Genomic DNA, 19,328 nt, shown 5'->3' on the forward strand with positions numbered 1-19,328 from the left:
ACCCACTTGGTCTCTGATCGGCTGCTAATCGAACCATCTACTTCGGAATTCATGATACGAACTATTCTTTTTTACTTAAACGCTTTTAAGCAGTGAAGTAATGTGAATTCATAATAGAATATTTATTATTGTATGTCAACGATTATTTTAAAAGGGGAAGCTTCAAATTGTACCGTTAGTTGTGTATAATAGTGGAAATTTGATTGGAAAGGGGGAGGAAGGATGGAAACTCAAGTCATAAGCACCACGGCTTCTTCTACGCGTTTACATATGATAAAAAGAGGAATTATTGCAGGTTTTCCAATTATGCTGGGCTATTTACCCATCGCTCTCACTTATGGTGTCTTAGCGAGCCGTACAGGCATGACGAATTTAGAGCTTACATTGATGAGCGTACTCGTTTTTGCCGGTGCTGCTCAATTTCTGGCAGTGGGTATGGTAGCAACGGGAACAGGGATGATTGAAATTATTATCGCTACATTTGTTCTCAACTTCAGGCATTTTGTCATGAGTCTATCTTTCGTCAACCGTTTGAAGGGGATAGCATTAGGAGCAAAACTTCCTCTCTCCTTAGGTTTAACAGATGAAACTTTTACGATGTCCGCCCTGTATAAAAACGAAGCAAAAGAAAAACATGGCAGCTTGTTTTATGCTTCTCTAATTATGACTGCTTATTTATCATGGGTGGGAGGATCTTACCTTGGTGGGGTTTTAGGTGATGTCATGCCCGCAAGGTTAAGTGACAGTATGGGTGTTGCCTTGTACGCTATGTTCATTGGACTTTTGATCCCGTCTGTGAAAAAGAATTATAAAATCGCCTGCATCGCTGTACTCGCGATGTTGATCAATTTTATTTGTCAGTTCTGGGGGATGAGTCAAGGCTGGGCTATTGTGATGGGGACAGTCCTTGCAGGTTTCAGCGGAATTTGGATTCTTGAGGATGAGGAGGTGACAGAATGATCATTTGGATGATCATCGGTATGGCCGTTGTTACAGCTGTACCAAGGTTTTTACCTGCGTTGATTGTAGGGTTTGTCACTTTCCCGAAATGGGTGGACCGGTGGCTTAATGCTATTCCTTACGCTGCCTTAGGAGCATTGATTTTTCCGGGAATTATTTCAGTAAAACCTGATGCACCTCAAATCGGGATCATAGCAGGTTTGATAGGAATCTTTCTTGCATGGTTGAATGTCCATATTATCTTTGTTGTCCTTGGGGCGATTGCATCTGTATTCTTGATGACATTATAATCACACCTGCCCAGAAGGTGCATATCGTATAGGGATACTTCCGAGAAAGGAATTGATCGTTATGCACCGACAATTTGGTTTTCCTTTCGGGCAGATTTTCGGATCTCCGACGCCCGGCCAGGGAGGACAGTTCGGCCCTGGTCAACCGCCTGGACCTCCTCCGGGTGGACCACCTTTTGGAGGCGGGCAAGGTCAGCCACCATATGGAGGAGGACCTGGAGGGCCTGGCATCCAGCTTCCACCACCACCGGAACAGCCGCCTAGTCCACAAGGGGCATCTTTGTTTGCTGTTGACCCAGGGTCGTTATATGGCTGCCTCTATCGATACACATGGATCACTCTTGTAAATGGTCGTTCGTTCTGGTTTTACCCGACATTCATCGGCCGCACATCTGTTGCCGGGTACCGTTGGCAGCGACGTCGTCGTCAATGGGTATATACAGGCTTTGATACACGACAAATTTCTAGTTTCCAATGTAGATAAACCGCAAATAAAAGGTGATGTCACTCTTGGCATCATCTTTTTGTTACAATAAGAAGTAATTAGAGGAAGAAGGGACGATCTCCATATGCCTGAAGTAAGAGCTGCCCGCTTTGAGGATGCTGAAACGATTGCAGAAATTCATGTGAAGAGTTGGAAATCAACATATAAAGACCTGATTGATGAAAGGGATTTAAGCAATACCACGGTTGAACACCGGATTGCACTTTGGGAAACAGTTCTCAGAACTCCTGTGAATGGTCAGATTGCCTATGTTATTGAAAATGATGACGGGATAGTTGTCGGCTTTGTTTCGGGTGGGAAAGAGCGGACGAAGAATTATGGATTCGACGGGGAGATTTATGCCATCTACTTGCTGGATGAATATCAGGGAAAAGGGTATGGGAAAGAAATGCTCCGGGTATTCTCGAACGGGATGCTTGAAGCAGGGTACCAATCCCTTTTGGTATGGGTGCTGACTAATAATCCTTCCGGCCAATTTTACATAAAATATGGAGCGGATCCTGTAGAGGCTGAGAGGGTCACAATCGGACAAGGAACCTATGAAGAGACGGCTTATGGTTGGAATGAATTAAAGAGCTTAACTGAACGACTAGCTTAAAACTGGAGTAAATATAAAAAGCCTGCCATTATTGGCAGGCTTTTTACGTCTCTTCTTCTTCATAGGGTTCGATATGGATATGTGCATAACCGATATTTTTCTCTTTTTCTAATCGTTCTTCCACTTCATCGGTAATGGTATGCCCTTCTTGCACCGTAATATCAGGGTTGACGTGAATGGTGGCTTCGACAAGTGTTTTATTTCCCTGCATCCGTGCTTTGACATCTTTCACTGCCCAAACATCAGGATGATCGGATATACTTTCGCGGATGTGTTCAATTCCTTCTTCGTCATAACCATCTGTAAGGCTGTGAGTGGCATCGACAAAAATGTCCCAGGCTGTTTTACAAATGATGAGACCAACAATCAAACCTGCAAGAGGGTCCAACCAGGAGACACCGAATTGAGAGCCGAAGATCCCTATGCTTGCGCCGACACTTACTAAAGCATCGGATCGATTATCTTGTGCAGCCGCATATAAAGCATTGCTGTCCACTTTTTTCGATAGATTCAGGTTGTACCGGTAAACACCATACATGACAACGGCAGCTGCTAAAGCCGTCCAGGCCGTCAGCATGGACGGTTCACTGGCTTTTTGCTGAATAATATCCTGAATTGTACCGATTATGACTTCTATGCCTACAGTCATCATAATAAAAGCGGCGATAAGAGAAGCGATCGTTTCAGCGCGAAAATGACCATAATGGTGATCCTCGTCTGGTGGCTTTCTTGAAATCTTGAGCCCGACTAAGACAGCCACAGAAGCAATGACATCAGTTGTATTGTTTAAACCATCCGCTCGGAGTGCTTCAGAGTTTCCAACGGAGGCGATGATCAATTTTGTAGTAGCGAGAACAAGATAGGCAATAATGCTTACCCAGGCACCACGTTCCCCTTTTTTCAATTTTGCATAGTCATTCATGGACTTTTACCTCCAGATCGATCAATTAGGCTTGATATAGCTTACCAAATAGAAGTTCAGTGGGTCTAGAGAAAAAAAGCTTTCCATGTTCATGTTAATTGCCTTCACGCAAAACAACATCATTTGAACTATTATGAAGAGGTTGTAAAGGTTTTATAAAATATCTCGAATTTAAGAGTCTTGAGTTTGAGTTTAAATTTGTGCGGGTATATATTATTTGTGAATCCTGATCATTTCTTAGGATACAATAAACAGGCATTCTTGGATTCCAAAAGTACGCAAAAGGAGAGATTTTAGTGGCAAACGTAAAATTAGCGATCATTTATTACAGTTCAACAGGTACGAATTACAAAATGGCGCAATGGGCGGAAGATGCAGCTAAACAAGAAGGGGCAGATGTGAAACTGGTTCGTGTCCCAGAGTTAGCTCCTATGGAAGCCATTGAACAAAATCCTGCATGGAAAGAGCATTACTTAGCTACCAAAGACGTCGTTCCAGAAGCGAAAATTGACGATCTTGATTGGGCTGACGCTGTGATTTTCAGTGTACCTACCCGTTTTGGTAACGTCCCAGGACAAGTGAAGCAATTTATGGATCAGGCGGGGGGCCTTTGGTTCCAAGGAAAACTTGTGAACAAGGTTGTCAGCGCGATGACTTCGGCTCAAAACGTGCACGGTGGCCAAGAGGCAACGCTGTTGAACTTTTATACTACAATGTTCCACTGGGGAGCCATCATTGCAGCGCCAGGTTACACAGATGATGCCGTGTTTGCTTCTGGAGGAAACCCATATGGTACGAGCGTGAGCGTAGATGGAGAAGGAAATATGAAAGAAGAAGTTGAAGGCGGCGTACGTCATCAAGTGAAACGTACCATAGATGTTGCAAGTAAATTTATCAATTAAATCATAGAGAAGAGTATGGAACCTTTGGTGTTTCATACTCTTTTTTTTATTAAACGGTTTGATAAACAGTTCCTTTAGTAAGGCAGTATGGTATAAGCTCTTATTCAGAGATAAACAGAGCTTTTTATAGGGAGTTTAGGGAGAGAGCGCTCTTTAGTGAGGATTGTGGAAGAAGGATGATCATCGCTATTCTTTCTTCTAAATGTGACAGGCAAAGGTGAGCGAATCCTATTTTTTTCGAGAAAACAGGGGTGTTTACAGTACTCCCTTAGGAATTTAGTAACTATTTTGCAATAGGAAATCTCGGTGAATCCCTCTAGCAATAGGGTTGAGAGGTTTAAAATTTTTAATTATGGGAATCATAATACTAAATATTCAGAAAACTTGTTGCGAAATTCTATTATATCCTGCATAATGAAAAAAAGCATGAAGGGGGTAGTCTCATGAGAAAGCAAAAGATTGATTATGTTATCCGTCGCCACCCCGAGTACAAAGGGAAAGAGATTACGGCAAAGAGAGAGTTGTCCTTTGGAATACAGTTAGCCTCACGTCTGCTTTTAGATCAACTAAGTTATCAGTTTAATAAAGAACGTCTGGATAAGGAAATCAACCAGGCTATTGATAATGATGACCGCGTTGAATTTGAACGTTTAAGTTCTCAATATCAACCCTTTACATGGGAATAAGATAGAACCGTTGCTGATGCAGCGGTTTTTTTTGTGAAGTTATTTGTCCTTATGACATAGAGGCGCAATTATAATGGTAGATTTTTCATATATGGAAAAATATTGTACGCACCTCTGTCGAATAATGGTACATTAGATATAAGGATAAATAACTAGGAGGAGAACAAAGATGAAAGCGCTTAATAAAAACGGTACCATTATGAATAAACAGAATGGAGTTCTTGTGAAAATTATGTTACTTTCAGTCATCCTTGGTTTGATGGCTGAGCTTGTGGTTAGTGCTCCTCTGAAGATTATACTCTCATTCGGATTGGGTGGCGGATTGACGGTTCTTCTTATGGTCGTCTTACATTATCAGAAAGTATTCCAATGGGCTGTCCCGTACCTTGCAATCTTCGGGCAAGCCTTCGTTGCGGCTTTGATCATGTCTGCATCGGATTATGTCACAAATATTTTGTTCAGCTTTTATTTATTGGGAGTGGCGGCTATTTCATTATCAATAGCTGTGTTAACGACAGGAGGCGTCCTTGGCCTTGGACTGCTCGCTTATTTTGTCCTCACAAAAGGTGAATGGATTGGTCTTGATACGCGAGCAATGCTGATGTCCTTAGTGTTCTTTTTGCTCGTCTATACTGTGCTTGCCATTCAGGTCCGGTTATCACGACAACTTCTATCTGATGTCGATGAATCACTGGAGAAAAATGGGCGGTTAACACAGTTAAGTGAGCAAAGAGCTACAAAGGTGGAGGAGACAGCAGCTGACATTCAGAAGCATATCCATGCCATCGATCATACAAGTCAAAGTCAAAAAGAAATGATGGCAACGATGAACCAATCATTTTATGAAGTGGCAATGGCTTCTCAATCCCAGATAGATTCTATACAAAACATTGTAGAAGCTTCTGAAGAGACAAATACCACTATTGATGATATGGATGCAAGCTTTACTTTATTGAAAGAAAAAGGAGTAATGTCTACCAGAATTGCCGGCAATGGTGAAGATCAGATGAAAGATTTAATCAAAGGTATGCATTCCTTTCATACTTCTTTTTCAAAAATGAAAAACAACATGAAAGAATTTCTACATCAAACGGAAGAGAGCGCGGGATTTGTTGAAGAAATTAAAGGGATTGCCGATCAAACCAATTTATTAGCATTAAACGCAAGTATAGAGGCAGCGAGAGCAGGGGAGGCAGGAAAGGGATTCGCTGTGGTTGCTGAGGAAATCAGGAAGTTGGCGGATACCACAAAGAAAACAACGGAACATATGGGTGAGAACCTCTCAAGCATGAAAGAAAAGACAGCCTTAACAGAAGCTGATATGCAAAAAGGGGCCCATGAACTTGAGAAAAGTGTGCTTTCGTTAGAGAGTACTGAAAATACATTCATGAGGCTTTTATCCTTTTTAGGGGAGATTCAAGCTGAAATGGACCGTTTTGAAAAACAATCGAGTTCGGTGAAAAAATCCTCCGTAACGATTGATGATGCAGTGAATGAATTTGCTTCACTGGTGGAACAAACATCTGCGACCATACAACAACTTCAGGCAGCAGTTGAGGACTTTTCACATGATCAAATAGAACTCGTCAAAGAAATCTCTGAAACCAATCACAGAGTGAATGAACTGAGTTCTAAGAAAACAGCTTCATGAGAAGGGCTAAGATATACAACCTCTTCTTGTGAATGTTATAGTAAGGGTAACATCACAGACTAGGAAGGTAATACAATTGAAAAACGTATGGATTCTAACATTCTTAAGTATCAGCTTGACTGCTTGTTCCATCACCTCATCAGGGGGCGAACAAGAGTCGAAAGAAGATGTTCCTGCTTCCTCTCAAACAGAACCGGAACAAAACCCGGCTGATAAGGAAGGTCAATCGTCTTCTTCTAAAGAATCAGAACAGGCACCTGCTGAAGAAGAAAAGGATACGGCTTCTGACAAAACAGAAAAAGATAAAGTATTAGAGGACGGCACAGTCGAAGTAGGAGCACCTGAGAGCTTACAGGTCGTCGTCAATAAAAGCAGGAAACTGCCGGGGGATTATGTTCCCGAAGATTTGACAGTCCCTGATGTTCCTTTTTATTTCACGGAAGACCACCCGAAAAAACAGATGAGAGAAGAGGCTGCTCGTCATTTAGAAGAGCTTTTCGCAGCTGCTGAACAGGATGGGATTGATTTAGTAGCCGCTTCAGGCTATCGTTCCTATGACCGTCAAAAAAGGATTTACGAAAGAAATGTAGAAGTTTATGGCAAAGAAGAGACAGATACATTTTCAGCCCAGCCTGGCACGAGTGAACATCAGACAGGTCTTGCCATGGATGTGACCTCTGCTCAGGTAGCATTTAAACTGGAGCAGTCCTTTGGTGAAACCAATGAGGGAGAATGGCTTGCCGACCATGCGCATGAATACGGGTTTATCATCCGTTATAGAGAAGGTACCAAAGATATCACTGGTTACATGTACGAACCCTGGCATTTAAGGTATGTAGGCAAAGAGTTCTCTACAGATGTTCATGAACAGTCTGTAACCTTAGAGGAATTTTTTGGCCTTTACCCTTCCGATCAATAAAAAAAGCCATTTCTCACAAAGAGAGAAATGGCTTTTTTAATAACAGATGCCCACGCGGTGATTTACGAATTCCCTTTTGTGTAGTTCCTGATAGGTGAAGAAAGCGGTGTCTGCTACGGTAATTTTCTTTCCGTCTTCCGGTAGCATATCACGCTCAAATCGGATATTGCCGTACCTTTCTCCATCAGGTAAGTAGGTCGGACAGACGACAGTCCAATCCAGGTCACTTTCCAATAAAGCTTCATACACTTTGACATGTTCTTCAGCTGCAAATGTCTTCTTGCGTTTGGATTCATTGGTCTGGTAGCGGTACTTTCCTTCTTCGAACCTACTGTTAAGAATGCCAGCCGTTCCAATCGAGACGATTCGTTTGATCCCTTGTTCTTTCATTGCTTTTATTATTAAAGGTACACTCACAGAAAGGGTATCCGTCTTATCTGTGTTCAAGGCACTTACGACTGCATCACAATTGGCAATCGTCTTTTGGACGTCCTTTTCATTTCTTGCATCGCCTATAACCAACTCCGCCCCAGGAATAACTTCCATCGCGCGTTTTTCATCACGAACGAGTGCTTTCACTTCCACCCCATCATCCAGAGCTAATCGTATAATTTCAGAGCCGACTCTTCCCGTTCCACCGAATAAAGCTAATTTCATTAAATCACCTCAAAGATTTGTAAAGTTTAATCATGTCTACGTAATAATGTGAAAATCCTTTGCTATGCTTGTCTAAAAAGATTGCAGATAGGGGATATGACCATGAAAAAGAAACCCGTTTGGAGCTGGATGCTCTATGACTTTGCCAATTCAGCTTTTGCAACGACCATCATGGCTGCTGTTTTACCTATATTCTATTATGATGTAGCGGCTAAAGGTGTTCAAGAATCTTTAGCTGCAAGTTACTGGGGATATTCCCAATCCATTGCCGTCTTAATCGTGGCGATTCTCGCTCCCATTCTTGGGGCGATCAGTGATTATTCGGCAGCAAAGAAAAAGTTTTTAATGTTTTTTGCCTATATGGGCATGATTGCGAGCGTTTTGCTGGCCTTTGTCGGTGAAGGGGATTACATCTTCGCATCTCTATTATTAATCGTGGGTACGATTGGTTTTTCAGGAGCCAATGTATTCTATGATGCTTTTTTACCTGAAGTAGCCAATGAAAAAGATATCGACCAGGTTTCTGCAGCTGGATTCACTTTAGGGTATGTAGGTGGTGGGATCTTGCTCGCCATAAACTTGCTGATGATTATGAAATATGAATGGTTCGGACTGGCGAGTACCTTAACGGGGACGAAGCTTGCCTTTATGTCGGTAGGAATTTGGTGGTTTATTTTTTCCATTCCACTTATGAAAAACGTTGTAGAGGAAAAGAAGGTTCAGAGAAAAAGGGAGCATTCTTATATAGCGATCGGCTTCCAACGACTTGGCCGGACATGGAAAGAACTAAGGCAATTTAAACAGCTCCTCATTTTCTTATTAGCATTTTGGCTTTATAACGATGGGATATCCACGATTATAAAAATGGCCACGATATATGGAAGAGATATTGGAATTGATAGTACTTCACTCATTACAGCATTACTCATCACTCAATTCGTTGGAATTCCGTGTACCTTCTTCTTTGGGTGGCTGGCAGGTAAAATAACGCCTAAACGTGCGCTCATGATCTCATTATTTATCTATTTAATTATCGTAGCACTTGGGTACTTTATGACATCGGCTCTACATTTTTACATTCTGGCTGTATGTGTAGGTTTCGTACAGGGTGGAGCCCAGGCTTTAAGCCGCTCTATTTTTGGACGAATGGTTCCGGGAGATCGTCATGCGGAGTTTTTCGGTTTTTACGGAATTTCTTCCAAATTCGCTGCCATTTTCGGGCCGTTTGCCTTCGCGATTGTCGGACAACTGACAGGCTCCAGCCGTCTTGGGATTCTGTCTCTCGTGTTTTTCTTTATCGTCGGCATGATTCTTTTATATGTACTTGATGTAGAAAAAGGGGTAGAGCAGGCGCAGGCCTACACCCGCTCCGAGGAAGAACCCGTCATTCGTTCTTAGTTTACACAATAGGATGACTGTATCGGTTCACCAGCATTTTTTCAAGAGGTTCCCCCGTGTCATACGAAATGTTACCGATGATTTTTTGAATGTGAGCCAAAACTTCTGAAGAACCTGTCTTCCAATACTCGAAGATATATTTAAATAGGAGGATCCCTTCATTCTTAGCCTGTGCATATAAATCCAGGAAAGATTCGTTACGCTTTTCATTCGTTGCCGAATGACGCCACTCCGTTCGATTTTCATTCAAAAAATCTTTATCTTCATTGATTGGCTGATGGGAAAAAGAAGATACGAGCGAACCGAACCAATGATTCTTCCATTTCCATGGGTCATACAACACCCTTTGTGCTGCTTGTATATGAAAAAAAGATTCCTGAATCACCTTCTTCTTATGTTTCGTAGTGACTTCTGGATAATGTTTGTCAAGAAGGCCGTGCATAAAGGAGGAAATAGGAAGGACTTGCTTCCCCATTTTAATTTTCGTATGAACAGGGTTTTTCCATGTTTTTAAACTTTTCTCGCGGTTAAGCATGACGGTATCTAAGGCTACTTCGAGTTCCTGGTGTTTATTTTCTTCATAACCTGCGTGGTAATGAATGTAAGGGTGGGTGTGGCGGTCAAGGAGATGGTGGCTGACAAAGCCAAGAATAAAGGATTGAACTGAGTTTTTCTCTGATTTCCCTCGTTCAATCATATCCATTAAAAAAGGGCCGCATCTTTCCGTATGCATCAACATCCCGATTTCTGCTACCTCTTTGTCCGGTAGAAAAGGCAGGAAATTATGATAAAAAAACGGGTCAGGACCCTGAGCTCCCATATGTAAAGAAGCTGGGGAAGTTTCTAAAAGGTCTTTTCGATCAAGCTCCTCGCACAGCTGATCCACAAACAGGATATGCGTCCATATATTAGGCATAATCATTCTCCATTCTTTATAAGAATTTATTCCACTAAATGGCAGGATAGTGGGAGACTCAGTTTCGAGTCGTTTGTTGAGTGGATGGGGCTACGGGGAATAGCTCGCTTTCCGCGGGAGGCTCACCGCCCGCCCCGTGGAAAGCGAACCTTTTCCTGGAGCCCCCAGAATCACACAAACATCTCGAAACTGAGTCTTCAAGAATAGGGAGCATGAATGAAAGTGTGGATTCAAAAAAAAGAGCCTTTCTGCAAAGGCCCTTTTCACCACTTATTACCCACTTGAGAGATCAAGCAAGGAAGGAAGATATGTACCTTTGCTTGATGGATTCATTATACATAAATATCTGAAAAATGTAAATAATCAGACAAAAAACTTCGAGAAAATTGTCAAAAAGAGCGGGCTTCTGGTGATTGTTCAAAAGATTCTTGATACAATGAAAGGGTATGATGATTTGAGCAAAGGGAGGATATTCATGGATTATCGCATTGAGAAAGATACCATAGGAGAAATCAAAGTACCGAGCGAAAAGTTTTGGGGAGCTCAAACACAGAGAAGTAAACAAAATTTCCCAATCGGCGATGAGAAAATGCCGAAAGAAGTTGTTGAGGGTTTTGCTATCCTTAAAAAAAGTGCAGCAAAAGCAAATGCAGCACTCGGGTTGCTTGAAGAGGAAAAGGCAGACGCTATTGCTTATGCAGCCGACCTCATTATTGCCGGAGAACTTGATGAGCATTTCCCTCTCGTCGTATGGCAGACGGGGAGTGGTACACAGTCCAACATGAATGTGAATGAAGTCATCGCTTATGTGGGTTCACAATGGCTTGAGGATCAAGGTAGTGAAACTCGCCTCCACCCGAACGATGATGTAAATAAATCTCAAAGTTCCAATGATACTTATCCGACAGCGATGCACGTTGCATCTGTCAGAAAGATCGAGGATGTCGTTCTTCCGGCCTTGATCCAATTCAAACATACATTACAAGAAAAAATGGAAGCGTTTAACGATATCGTTAAAATTGGTCGCACTCACTTACAGGACGCTACTCCATTAACCCTGGGGCAGGAAATCAGTGGTTGGCACCGCATGCTTGAAAAAACAGAAAAAATGCTAATAGAGAGTACGGAATATGTAAAAGAGCTTGCAATTGGCGGAACAGCCGTAGGCACGGGGTTGAATGCCCATGAAGATTTTGCTGATCAGGTTGTCTCTCAAATTAACGAGGCGACAGGAAAAGGGTTTATTTCCGCACCGAACAAGTTCCATGCACTCACTTCGCATGACGAACTTGTTCACACGCATGGCGCTTTGAAAGCCCTGGCTGCCGATCTTATGAAAATAGCCAATGATGTAAGATGGCTTGCAAGTGGCCCTCGTTGCGGGATTGGCGAAATAACGATTCCAGCGAATGAACCGGGAAGTTCAATCATGCCTGGCAAAGTAAACCCTACACAAAGTGAAGCAGTAACGATGGTTGCGGCACAGGTCATGGGGAACGACGCGACGATCGGCTTTGCCGCTAGCCAGGGGAACTTTGAGCTGAACGTATTCAAACCAGTTATCGCTTATAATTTCTTACAGTCTGCACAACTTCTTGCGGACAGTATCGTTTCTTTCGATGAACGATGTGTGAGTGGCCTTGAGCCGAATCATGAGCAGATTGAAAAGTACTTACGCGATTCATTAATGCTTGTAACAGCACTTAACCCTTATATTGGATATGAGAATGCAGCGAAAATCGCGAAAACAGCTTTTGAAAAAGATCAGACATTGAAAGAAACAGCGGTTGAGATGGGGATTCTTACGGAAGATCAATTTGAAGAATATGTGGATCCTAAAGCGATGACGAAGCCAAATACGAAATAATTTTATGTTGTTAGCCATGTTTATTAGCCTAATATAATTTCTCCAGTAATTACCACCTGTTTTTTTGACATAAAAACATTCAGACCGACCCATACTACGATTACACAAGACAGGAGGTGAGACACATGGCTAACAACAACAGTTCAAACGAGTTGGTTGTACCTGGTGTACAACAAGCTCTAGACCAAATGAAATACGAAATCGCACAAGAATTTGGCGTACAACTTGGTGCTGACTCTACATCCCGTGCTAACGGTTCTGTAGGTGGTGAGATCACTAAGCGTCTTGTCCAAATGGCTGAGCAACAGTTCGGCGGACAACAATACAAATAAATACTTGTGACGAAGGAGGAAGGGTGCGCCCTTCCTCTTTATTTTTTGGATGTTTGAAGCATTCATACGTTGCATAAGGTTGAATTCCCAAGACCGTTTTGAAAGAAGTGGCGAGCGATGCAGGAATGTGGTGTATGCAATGGATGGGCAGCCTCTGAAAGACCCTGCCCAAAATGTGAAGGCACAATGCGAGATCAAGGTCGTGTCACGGATTTTTTAGATGACTACAGTCCTTATCTTGATCAAAAATATACGGATCTCGTGGATGGGGATCTAAATTCATCCATCACGGAGGAATGCGTCCATTTATTTGTTTGTGAAGATTGTGGTTTGAATGATATTCAAGCCACATAAAGAAACGCAGCCCTGAGGCTGCGTTTCTCTTTTATCTTGTATTAGCGGATACGTAATTCAGAGTCTTTATCAAAGAAATGTACTTTGTTCATATCAATAGCTAACGTAATTTGATCTCCACCATTAATATCAGAACGGGAGTCTACACGAGCGATGAAGTCCTGATCATTCAGTTTGGAATACAGGTAAGACTCAGACCCCATCAATTCTGCTACTTCGATATCTGCAGTGATCTTCTTGTCCTGGTTCGCATCAATAAACACTGGCTCATCGTGCATGTCTTCCGGTCTTACACCAAGAATGACTTCTTTGCCGATGTAGTTTTGTTCACGAAGAGGTTTCATTTTACCTTCAGGAACAGCGATTTTGACTTCACCCAGTTCGATGTGTCCATCGGCAAGTGTTCCATTAAGGAAGTTCATGGCTGGTGAACCGATGAAGCCGCCTACAAATACATTTTCAGGTTTGTCATACACATCTTTCGGCGCACCCACTTGTTGAATGACGCCATCTTTCATAACGACAAGTCGTGTGGCCATCGTCATCGCCTCTGTTTGGTCGTGTGTGACGTAGATCGTCGTTGTCTGAAGGCGTTGGTGCAGCTTCTGGATTTCCGCACGCATCTGAACACGAAGTTTCGCATCAAGGTTGGAAAGAGGCTCGTCCATCAAGAATACTTTCGCATCACGTACAATCGCACGACCAAGAGCAACACGCTGTCTCTGACCACCTGATAGCGCTTTCGGTTTACGATCAAGTAAAGCCTCAAGGCCAAGGATTTGCGCTGCATTATTTACGCGCTTCTCAATTTCATTTTTATCCATCTTGCGGAGTTTCAAACCAAATGCCATGTTATCATATACGTTCATGTGTGGGTACAAGGCATAGTTCTGGAAAACCATCGCGATGTCACGGTCTTTCGGAGCTACATCGTTCATGCGTTTTTCATCAATCATGAAATCTCCGTTAGTAATTTCTTCAAGACCTGCAATCATACGAAGCGTCGTAGATTTACCACAACCGGATGGACCAACGAATACGATAAACTCCTTATCCTTGATGTGTAAGTTAAAATCATCTACCGCTTTAACACTTTTATCATAAACTTTATCAATATTGTTCAGTTTAATTTCCGCCATTTTTATATCCCCCTAGTAAAATTGAAATCGCTTTCTTGTGTGATTACAGTGTATCGAAGTTTCTGAAAACGGTAAATGGACAAAGTGCACAAACCTTCGCGGGGGGTGTTTGTGCACTTTGTCGATACTCAGTATTCCATGTGTAATAATGCGAGATAGGTAATGACCGCGCCTTCGAATTGTTTAATATCAAGCCCTGTTTTCTCAACGAACTTATCCACTCGATACTGCAAGCTGTTCCTATGCATATACAGCTTTTTAGCAGCTAACGATGTATTTGAACCTGATTCCAGGAAGATTCGGATGGTCTGTAATAATTCCTTGTCCTTTTCGATGTCCTTAAAAATGGATCTCAGAATATGTTCCCATTCTTCTTGTGGAAGTGCGTCTATATATAAATAGGGGATAATATCCTTATAGGTGATGATCGAACCTAATTTATGTTCTTTTGCTATCCCCGCGCCATGCTGTGCCCATTTCAGTATTTTTGAGGCATCCTCCGGTTTTGATGTGAATTCACTAATGAAAAAATGGATATCTGTATAAAAATCACTGCTTAAAACATCTGCCATGCCTTCAAATTCCATGACTTCCTGATTGTCAGATGAAATTTCCTCTATGATGATTCCATCACGGTCCGATGTCCATAGGAGTGGCATTTCTTGAGGAAATAGTGATTGAAGTGCTTCTTTTACAATATCTTTCTCTGCTTCAACATCTTCAATGGAAAAAAGGACAAAACGATAGGATGCCGGCCACACCATATCTGGAATTTCTTCATTTTTATAAAGAAACGAGGACCAATGCTTCTCCCTTTCCGTCATGGTGGATTCTTCCGAGCTTAAAGGCTTAAGGAATATAGAGAGTAATTCAGAAGAATGTTGATCCAGTTCATTTTTTTTAATTCCTACGATTTCCGCATGTTCGGTTTGAAACCATTTGTATTCTAAATGATTGTCAAAACCGAGTTTATTTATCGTGATTGAAGGGTATAAACGTTTAAGTTGGTCTATAACTGACATGAATCTCTTCCTTTTTGGTTGGATATTTACTATTATAGTAATACAATGGACAAAATCCGCAAAGCGTTCAAGTATAAAACGTTGTACCTGAAGAGAGGAGGAGAAGGTATTGGATCAAGTGAAGGATAAAAGTATTTACGGTCCTGAAACGAAAAACCGTTTAAAAAGGATTGAAGGTCAAGTTCGTGGTGTCCTCAAGATGATGGAGGAAGATAAGGATTGTAAAGATGTTATTACCCAGTTGTCAGCCGCACGTTCAGCTATGGACCGTGCGATTGGATATATCGTTGCAAAAAATTTAGAAGGCTGTATCCGCGATGCTCATGAGGAAGGCGAATCAGCAGAAGAATTAATTAACGAAGCTGTACAGATGATTGTTAAAAGTCGATAAAGCGATAAAGAAGAAAGCTGTCTCCGGTTGCGTCTAATGAAAGGCAAACAGGAGACAGCTTATTTTTTTCATCTTTTCTCTTTCTGCTCGGGAATCTCGTGAGCTTCTCCAATTTGTTCATGCCCATAAACAGGTTTAATCGTGCCTCCTGCCATCCCTTCATTAATCATCCGATCGACGTCCAGTTCAAACTTGTCTTTTCCTTCGGGTGCTTCATGTTTTTTATGCTTCGCCATTCTGTCACCTCCTCTTTTCATTTTGCCCGGATTCTGAAATTCAATGAATGCACACGAAGCATAAGCTTGTCTTTTCCCTTCATATCCTTTTAGTAAGGGAGGAGATCAAATGCAGGGCTATGGTGAGTCCTTTATCCAAAGGCTGCAAAGGTCTATAGAAGAAGAATGGAAGGATCATGATTTTTACAGCCGGCTAAAAGGAGATACAAGTAACCGTTTGTTTGGAGACTATATTATGCATGCCGCAGATGATGAATTAAAACATTATCGAATGTTCCAATACCTTTACTTACAGTTGACAGGAAAATATCATGAATTTGAACCCGAGACGATCAGTTATCGCTCTTTTGAGAAAGGAGTAATCAGGGCTCAGCAAGATGAATTCAAAGCAGCCCAGATGTACAAGGAAATGCTATTTATGGTTCCTTCACCCGTCGCTTATCATGCGGTATTTACAGCCATGATGGATGAGATGGAGCATGCGACTCGGTTCGGTACCATTTATGGGAGACTAAAATAATTCCAGTTCGAAGGCCATGTCTGCACAGGGCCTTTTTTGTTTGATGTTTTACCATTGGCACTTGGCTTTTATATAGATTATACTTGGTACACCATTTGTAGAAAGAGGTTGGAACATGAATTCTGTATTATTAATCTTTATGATGATCGGAATCGGAGCCCTGATCGGAGGGCTTACCAATTCATTAGCCATAAAAATGTTATTCCGTCCATACCGAGCTATTCATATCGGTAACTACCGTCTTCCTTTTACACCAGGTCTGATTCCTAAACGACAACAGGAATTAGCCCAACAATTAGGAAAAATGGTTGTGAATCATCTATTAACACCAGAAGGCATCCGTCGAAAACTCACCCATTCAAGTTTTAAGGCGCAGATGACCACATGGGCAAAAGATGAAGTTCAAACGATGCTCAAAAAAGAAGACACGTTAAAAGAAATCCTCGAAAAATTTCAGATTGATGTTACATCTACATCCATTCAAGGTCATGTGTCCCAGTGGGTGAAGCATCGTTATGAACTGGTCATGAGCGAATATCGCGGATACACAATCGAGGAGTTGTTAACGCCTGAGTTGCGGGAAAAAGCAGACCGCGGGGTGGACCAAGCGGCTGCTCATATTCAGGCTAGTATTGAAACATATTTCCGGAGTGAAGAAGGGAAAGAGAAAGTTGCAGCTTTAATTGATAACTACTTGGATAATCAAGGATTTCTCGGTAACATGATTTCATCCTTTATGGGTCCTGATGGCCTAACCGAACGTATTTATCCACTGATCTTAAAGTATGTTTCCGATCAGGAAATGGAGGATTGGTTGGAAACGATGCTCCACACTGAGAAAGATAAGCTTTTAACCAAACGGGTGGAGTGGTTTGAAGAACAGATTGGTCGTGAAGCGTTGGGAACAAAGCTTGGAGAACTCGTGGCTCATGCCTTGCCAGTGGAACAATGGATGGGAAGAACAGTAAAGGATTGGACAAGTCCATATGAAGAGAAAATTCTCCATACATTCGTGCCTGCAGCCGTAGAACATATCAGTGAACTATTGTCATCCAAGGTGGAGAGCATGATGACACAGCTTCGTTTATCTGAAATTGTCCAGGAGGAAGTCGAAGCTTTCCAAGTGGAACGTCTTGAAGAAATGGTCCTAGGTATTTCCCGGAGAGAATTCAAAATGATTACCTATCTGGGTGCTTTGCTTGGAGGAATGATTGGCCTTCTTCAAGCCATTATTGTGCTATTTTTCGGATAATAGTGTATTCCTATACAGACGTATAGGAGTTTGTTATAGTGGGGGAGGAGTGTCAGAACGAAAACTTAGGAGGTTCTTATTTTTATGGCAAATCTATATGATTACGCGTATGATCTAGAAAAAGCAATCCGTAACAGTGAGGAATTCAACGGATTGAAAGAAGCATATGAAGCAGTAATGAACGACGAAGCTGCTAAAAAAATGTTCGACGATTTCCGTCAAACACAAATTACGCTTCAACAAAAGCAGATGCAAGGAGAAGAAATTTCTGAGGAAGAAGTAGAACAAGCTCGTAAAGTCGTTGAGCTTGTACAACAACACCCTCAAATCTCCAAGCTGATGGAAGAAGAGCAACGCTTAAATACAGTCATTAACGACATCAGCCGTATCATTACGAAGCCTCTTGAAGAGCTTTACGGCAACCCTGAAGAACCACAACAATAAGATAAAATGAAAAAAAGGAGCTGGGAAACCAGCTCCTTTTTTTGTTGTCTTTCATTTCTAACTGTGGTTGATGGAGACTGGTCATCGGCCATAACCCCCATAATTCTTCTATCTTTCATTTATGTAAGAGCTTCTTATAGGAACGACTTTTTTGTCGTCTCTTGCAGGAAAGTAGATGCTGCATGACGAAATTTTAAATCGAGAAGAATTTTTCCATATATAGGAGGAAAATCATGAAGCATTTCATTGTAGAGGAAAAGGGAAATGTCGTTCATTTAAAAATTGCCCGAGGAGAAAAATATAATGCACTGAATGCAGAGCTATTGGCTGAATTTGCTGAAGCTGCTCGCGAAGTGAGGCGGTCCGAGGCACAAATTGTACTTTTATATGGAGATGGTGAAGGATTCTGTGCCGGTGGAGATTTAAGCATGATGAAAGAGGTGTCTGACCGAGATACCTATGATGAAGTCATGGACAATATAGAAACAATTGTGAAGACCTTCTATTCGATGCAGAAAATTGTTATATCCGCCCTGCATGGTCCTGTTGTAGGTCTAGGATTAAGTATTGCATTATCCGCTGATTATGTCATAGCTGAACCAGATGCCAATTTATCTATGAACTTTATAGGTATTGGACTGGCTCCTGATGGTGGAGGGCACTTTTGGCTGCAGGAACGTTTAGGAACACATCAAGCTAAACATTTTGCTTGGGAAGGACAGCAAATGAGAGCCAAAGAGGCCTATGATCATAAACTAGTGGACATTGTCGTCAATGGACCTGTACAAGAAGAGGCAGCGCGTTTGGCGGAAGAGTGGAGCAGCCGTCCGTTGAAATCCATGATTGCTACAAAAGAAATTTATCACCAACATGGGATGGAACGGTTGTCCCACTATTTAGAGAAAGAACGTGAGAACCAATGGCGTTTACTGCAAACCGCTGATCATAGCGAAGGGGTTGAAGCCTTCTTGAATAAACGAAAGCCGGAATTTCAAGGCAGATAGTAAAAAGTCGCGCTTAACAGCGCGACTTTTTATGATTTTACATTTACAGGTTAGTGGTTTTATCTGTGAAACAAAACCAAATGCCCTTCAGGTGCAGCGCAGCGATGGGTATGATTGCTGTACCCTTTCTCTTCGAGCTTCTCTGCCCCTAACTTTTTTGCCTGGTCATCATTTTCAGCTTGAAAGGTTTCATCGAGGACATTGGTACCGTCCTTCTCGAATACAGTTAAGTAGTATGTCTTCATAGTTGTTCCTCCTTGAATGAATAGGTATTCATTATCTACTTTTGTCATACACCGTCGATATTCCTGCTTGAATAACGAATTTTCACAAAAAAAATATCTATCAAAGTCTTCAAGAATA

24 protein-coding genes are annotated in these 19,328 nt (G+C 41.9%); 17 read left to right on the top strand and 7 right to left on the bottom strand.

Going from position 1 to position 19,328, the window contains the following annotated elements; genetic code table 11:
* Window positions 1-222 precede the first annotated feature (222 nt).
* The 4 genes from J0K78_RS18940 (at window position 223) to J0K78_RS18955 (ending at window position 2,353) form a co-directional block, all read left to right on the top strand.
* Window positions 223-960, top strand: a complete 738-nt coding sequence (locus tag J0K78_RS18940; protein ID WP_206948471.1) for an AzlC family ABC transporter permease — start codon at window positions 223-225, stop codon at window positions 958-960.
* Window positions 957-1,250, top strand: a complete 294-nt coding sequence (locus J0K78_RS18945; protein ID WP_206948472.1) for an AzlD domain-containing protein — start codon at window positions 957-959, stop codon at window positions 1,248-1,250. The genes J0K78_RS18940 and J0K78_RS18945 overlap by 4 nt, the downstream gene beginning before the upstream one ends.
* A gap of 61 nt (window positions 1,251-1,311) precedes the next feature.
* The gene (locus J0K78_RS18950) at window positions 1,312-1,734 is read left to right on the top strand and encodes a hypothetical protein (RefSeq protein WP_206948473.1); all 423 of its coding nucleotides are present in this window, start codon (window positions 1,312-1,314) and stop codon (window positions 1,732-1,734) included.
* Window positions 1,735-1,819: 85 nt separating this feature from the next.
* Window positions 1,820-2,353 carry a GNAT family N-acetyltransferase gene (locus J0K78_RS18955; protein ID WP_206948474.1) on the top strand — a complete coding sequence of 178 codons (534 nt, stop codon included), beginning with the start codon at window positions 1,820-1,822 and terminating at the stop codon, window positions 2,351-2,353.
* 43 nt (window positions 2,354-2,396) lie between these two features.
* Here the strand turns inward: J0K78_RS18955 and J0K78_RS18960 are convergent, their stop codons facing one another.
* Window positions 2,397-3,275 carry a cation diffusion facilitator family transporter gene (locus J0K78_RS18960; protein ID WP_160915248.1) on the bottom strand — a complete coding sequence of 293 codons (879 nt, stop codon included), beginning with the start codon at window positions 3,273-3,275 and terminating at the stop codon, window positions 2,397-2,399.
* A 296-nt stretch (window positions 3,276-3,571) separates the two neighbouring features.
* Here J0K78_RS18960 and wrbA point away from each other — a divergent pair, with 296 nt between their 5' ends.
* The 4 genes from wrbA (at window position 3,572) to J0K78_RS18980 (ending at window position 7,433) form a co-directional block, all read left to right on the top strand.
* Complete coding sequence (wrbA, locus tag J0K78_RS18965; protein WP_160917194.1) at window positions 3,572-4,177, top strand: NAD(P)H:quinone oxidoreductase; 606 nt, start codon at window positions 3,572-3,574, stop codon at window positions 4,175-4,177.
* A 443-nt stretch (window positions 4,178-4,620) separates the two neighbouring features.
* Window positions 4,621-4,863 carry an IDEAL domain-containing protein gene (locus J0K78_RS18970; protein ID WP_206948475.1) on the top strand — a complete coding sequence of 81 codons (243 nt, stop codon included), beginning with the start codon at window positions 4,621-4,623 and terminating at the stop codon, window positions 4,861-4,863.
* A gap of 169 nt (window positions 4,864-5,032) precedes the next feature.
* The gene (locus J0K78_RS18975) at window positions 5,033-6,514 is read left to right on the top strand and encodes a methyl-accepting chemotaxis protein (RefSeq protein WP_206948476.1); all 1,482 of its coding nucleotides are present in this window, start codon (window positions 5,033-5,035) and stop codon (window positions 6,512-6,514) included.
* A gap of 76 nt (window positions 6,515-6,590) precedes the next feature.
* Window positions 6,591-7,433, top strand: a complete 843-nt coding sequence (locus tag J0K78_RS18980) for a M15 family metallopeptidase (RefSeq protein WP_206948477.1) — start codon at window positions 6,591-6,593, stop codon at window positions 7,431-7,433.
* Between the two features lie 36 nt (window positions 7,434-7,469).
* Here the strand turns inward: J0K78_RS18980 and J0K78_RS18985 are convergent, their stop codons facing one another.
* On the bottom strand, window positions 7,470-8,090 hold the full coding sequence (locus tag J0K78_RS18985; protein WP_206948478.1) for an NAD(P)-dependent oxidoreductase: 621 nt from the start codon (window positions 8,088-8,090) through the stop codon (window positions 7,470-7,472).
* Window positions 8,091-8,192: 102 nt separating this feature from the next.
* Between J0K78_RS18985 and J0K78_RS18990 the strand changes: the two genes are divergently transcribed.
* Window positions 8,193-9,488 carry an MFS transporter gene (locus J0K78_RS18990; RefSeq protein ID WP_206948479.1) on the top strand — a complete coding sequence of 432 codons (1,296 nt, stop codon included), beginning with the start codon at window positions 8,193-8,195 and terminating at the stop codon, window positions 9,486-9,488.
* 1 nt (window position 9,489) lies between these two features.
* Here the strand turns inward: J0K78_RS18990 and J0K78_RS18995 are convergent, their stop codons facing one another.
* Window positions 9,490-10,404, bottom strand: coding sequence for a zinc dependent phospholipase C family protein (locus J0K78_RS18995; protein ID WP_206948480.1), 915 nt, complete (start codon window positions 10,402-10,404; stop codon window positions 9,490-9,492).
* A gap of 475 nt (window positions 10,405-10,879) precedes the next feature.
* Here J0K78_RS18995 and fumC point away from each other — a divergent pair, with 475 nt between their 5' ends.
* From fumC to J0K78_RS19010, 3 genes are all read left to right on the top strand, one after another.
* A complete protein-coding gene (fumC, locus tag J0K78_RS19000; protein WP_206948481.1) occupies window positions 10,880-12,271 on the top strand; it encodes a class II fumarate hydratase in 1,392 nt (463 codons plus the stop codon).
* Between the two features lie 125 nt (window positions 12,272-12,396).
* The gene (locus tag J0K78_RS19005) at window positions 12,397-12,603 is read left to right on the top strand and encodes an alpha/beta-type small acid-soluble spore protein (RefSeq protein WP_089653219.1); all 207 of its coding nucleotides are present in this window, start codon (window positions 12,397-12,399) and stop codon (window positions 12,601-12,603) included.
* Between the two features lie 186 nt (window positions 12,604-12,789).
* Entirely contained in the window at window positions 12,790-12,957 is a 168-nt protein-coding gene (locus tag J0K78_RS19010; protein WP_160915233.1) for a hypothetical protein, read from the top strand.
* A 41-nt stretch (window positions 12,958-12,998) separates the two neighbouring features.
* Here J0K78_RS19010 and J0K78_RS19015 read toward each other — a convergent pair whose 3' ends face one another.
* Window positions 12,999-14,096: an ABC transporter ATP-binding protein gene (locus J0K78_RS19015; protein WP_206948482.1), complete on the bottom strand. Its 1,098-nt coding sequence runs from the start codon at window positions 14,094-14,096 to the stop codon at window positions 12,999-13,001.
* A gap of 128 nt (window positions 14,097-14,224) precedes the next feature.
* Window positions 14,225-15,118 (bottom strand): PucR family transcriptional regulator, encoded by an 894-nt coding sequence (locus J0K78_RS19020; protein WP_206948483.1) that lies wholly within the window; start codon window positions 15,116-15,118, stop codon window positions 14,225-14,227.
* A gap of 109 nt (window positions 15,119-15,227) precedes the next feature.
* On the opposite strand from J0K78_RS19020, the gene J0K78_RS19025 reads away from it, so the two are divergent.
* Window positions 15,228-15,509, top strand: coding sequence for a metal-sensitive transcriptional regulator (locus J0K78_RS19025; RefSeq protein WP_206948484.1), 282 nt, complete (start codon window positions 15,228-15,230; stop codon window positions 15,507-15,509).
* A 68-nt stretch (window positions 15,510-15,577) separates the two neighbouring features.
* On the opposite strand, the gene J0K78_RS19030 is transcribed toward J0K78_RS19025, so the two are convergent.
* Window positions 15,578-15,745 carry a hypothetical protein gene (locus J0K78_RS19030; RefSeq protein ID WP_202412517.1) on the bottom strand — a complete coding sequence of 56 codons (168 nt, stop codon included), beginning with the start codon at window positions 15,743-15,745 and terminating at the stop codon, window positions 15,578-15,580.
* A 109-nt stretch (window positions 15,746-15,854) separates the two neighbouring features.
* Between J0K78_RS19030 and J0K78_RS19035 the strand changes: the two genes are divergently transcribed.
* The 4 genes from J0K78_RS19035 to J0K78_RS19050 all read left to right on the top strand — a co-directional run bounded on the left by J0K78_RS19035 (window position 15,855) and on the right by J0K78_RS19050 (window position 18,965).
* Window positions 15,855-16,265 (top strand): ferritin-like domain-containing protein, encoded by a 411-nt coding sequence (locus J0K78_RS19035; RefSeq protein WP_206948485.1) that lies wholly within the window; start codon window positions 15,855-15,857, stop codon window positions 16,263-16,265.
* Between the two features lie 115 nt (window positions 16,266-16,380).
* The gene (locus tag J0K78_RS19040) at window positions 16,381-17,517 is read left to right on the top strand and encodes a DUF445 domain-containing protein (RefSeq protein ID WP_206948486.1); all 1,137 of its coding nucleotides are present in this window, start codon (window positions 16,381-16,383) and stop codon (window positions 17,515-17,517) included.
* 84 nt (window positions 17,518-17,601) lie between these two features.
* Window positions 17,602-17,961: a YlbF/YmcA family competence regulator gene (locus tag J0K78_RS19045; protein ID WP_089653229.1), complete on the top strand. Its 360-nt coding sequence runs from the start codon at window positions 17,602-17,604 to the stop codon at window positions 17,959-17,961.
* Window positions 17,962-18,194: 233 nt separating this feature from the next.
* Window positions 18,195-18,965 carry an enoyl-CoA hydratase gene (locus J0K78_RS19050; RefSeq protein ID WP_206948487.1) on the top strand — a complete coding sequence of 257 codons (771 nt, stop codon included), beginning with the start codon at window positions 18,195-18,197 and terminating at the stop codon, window positions 18,963-18,965.
* 59 nt (window positions 18,966-19,024) lie between these two features.
* Here the strand turns inward: J0K78_RS19050 and J0K78_RS19055 are convergent, their stop codons facing one another.
* The gene (locus J0K78_RS19055) at window positions 19,025-19,210 is read right to left on the bottom strand and encodes a YhzD family protein (protein WP_206948488.1); all 186 of its coding nucleotides are present in this window, start codon (window positions 19,208-19,210) and stop codon (window positions 19,025-19,027) included.
* Window positions 19,211-19,328 lie beyond the last annotated feature (118 nt).

This window comes from Halobacillus sp. GSS1, assembly GCF_017307035.1.
GTDB lineage: Bacteria > Bacillota > Bacilli > Bacillales > Halobacillaceae > Halobacillus > Halobacillus litoralis.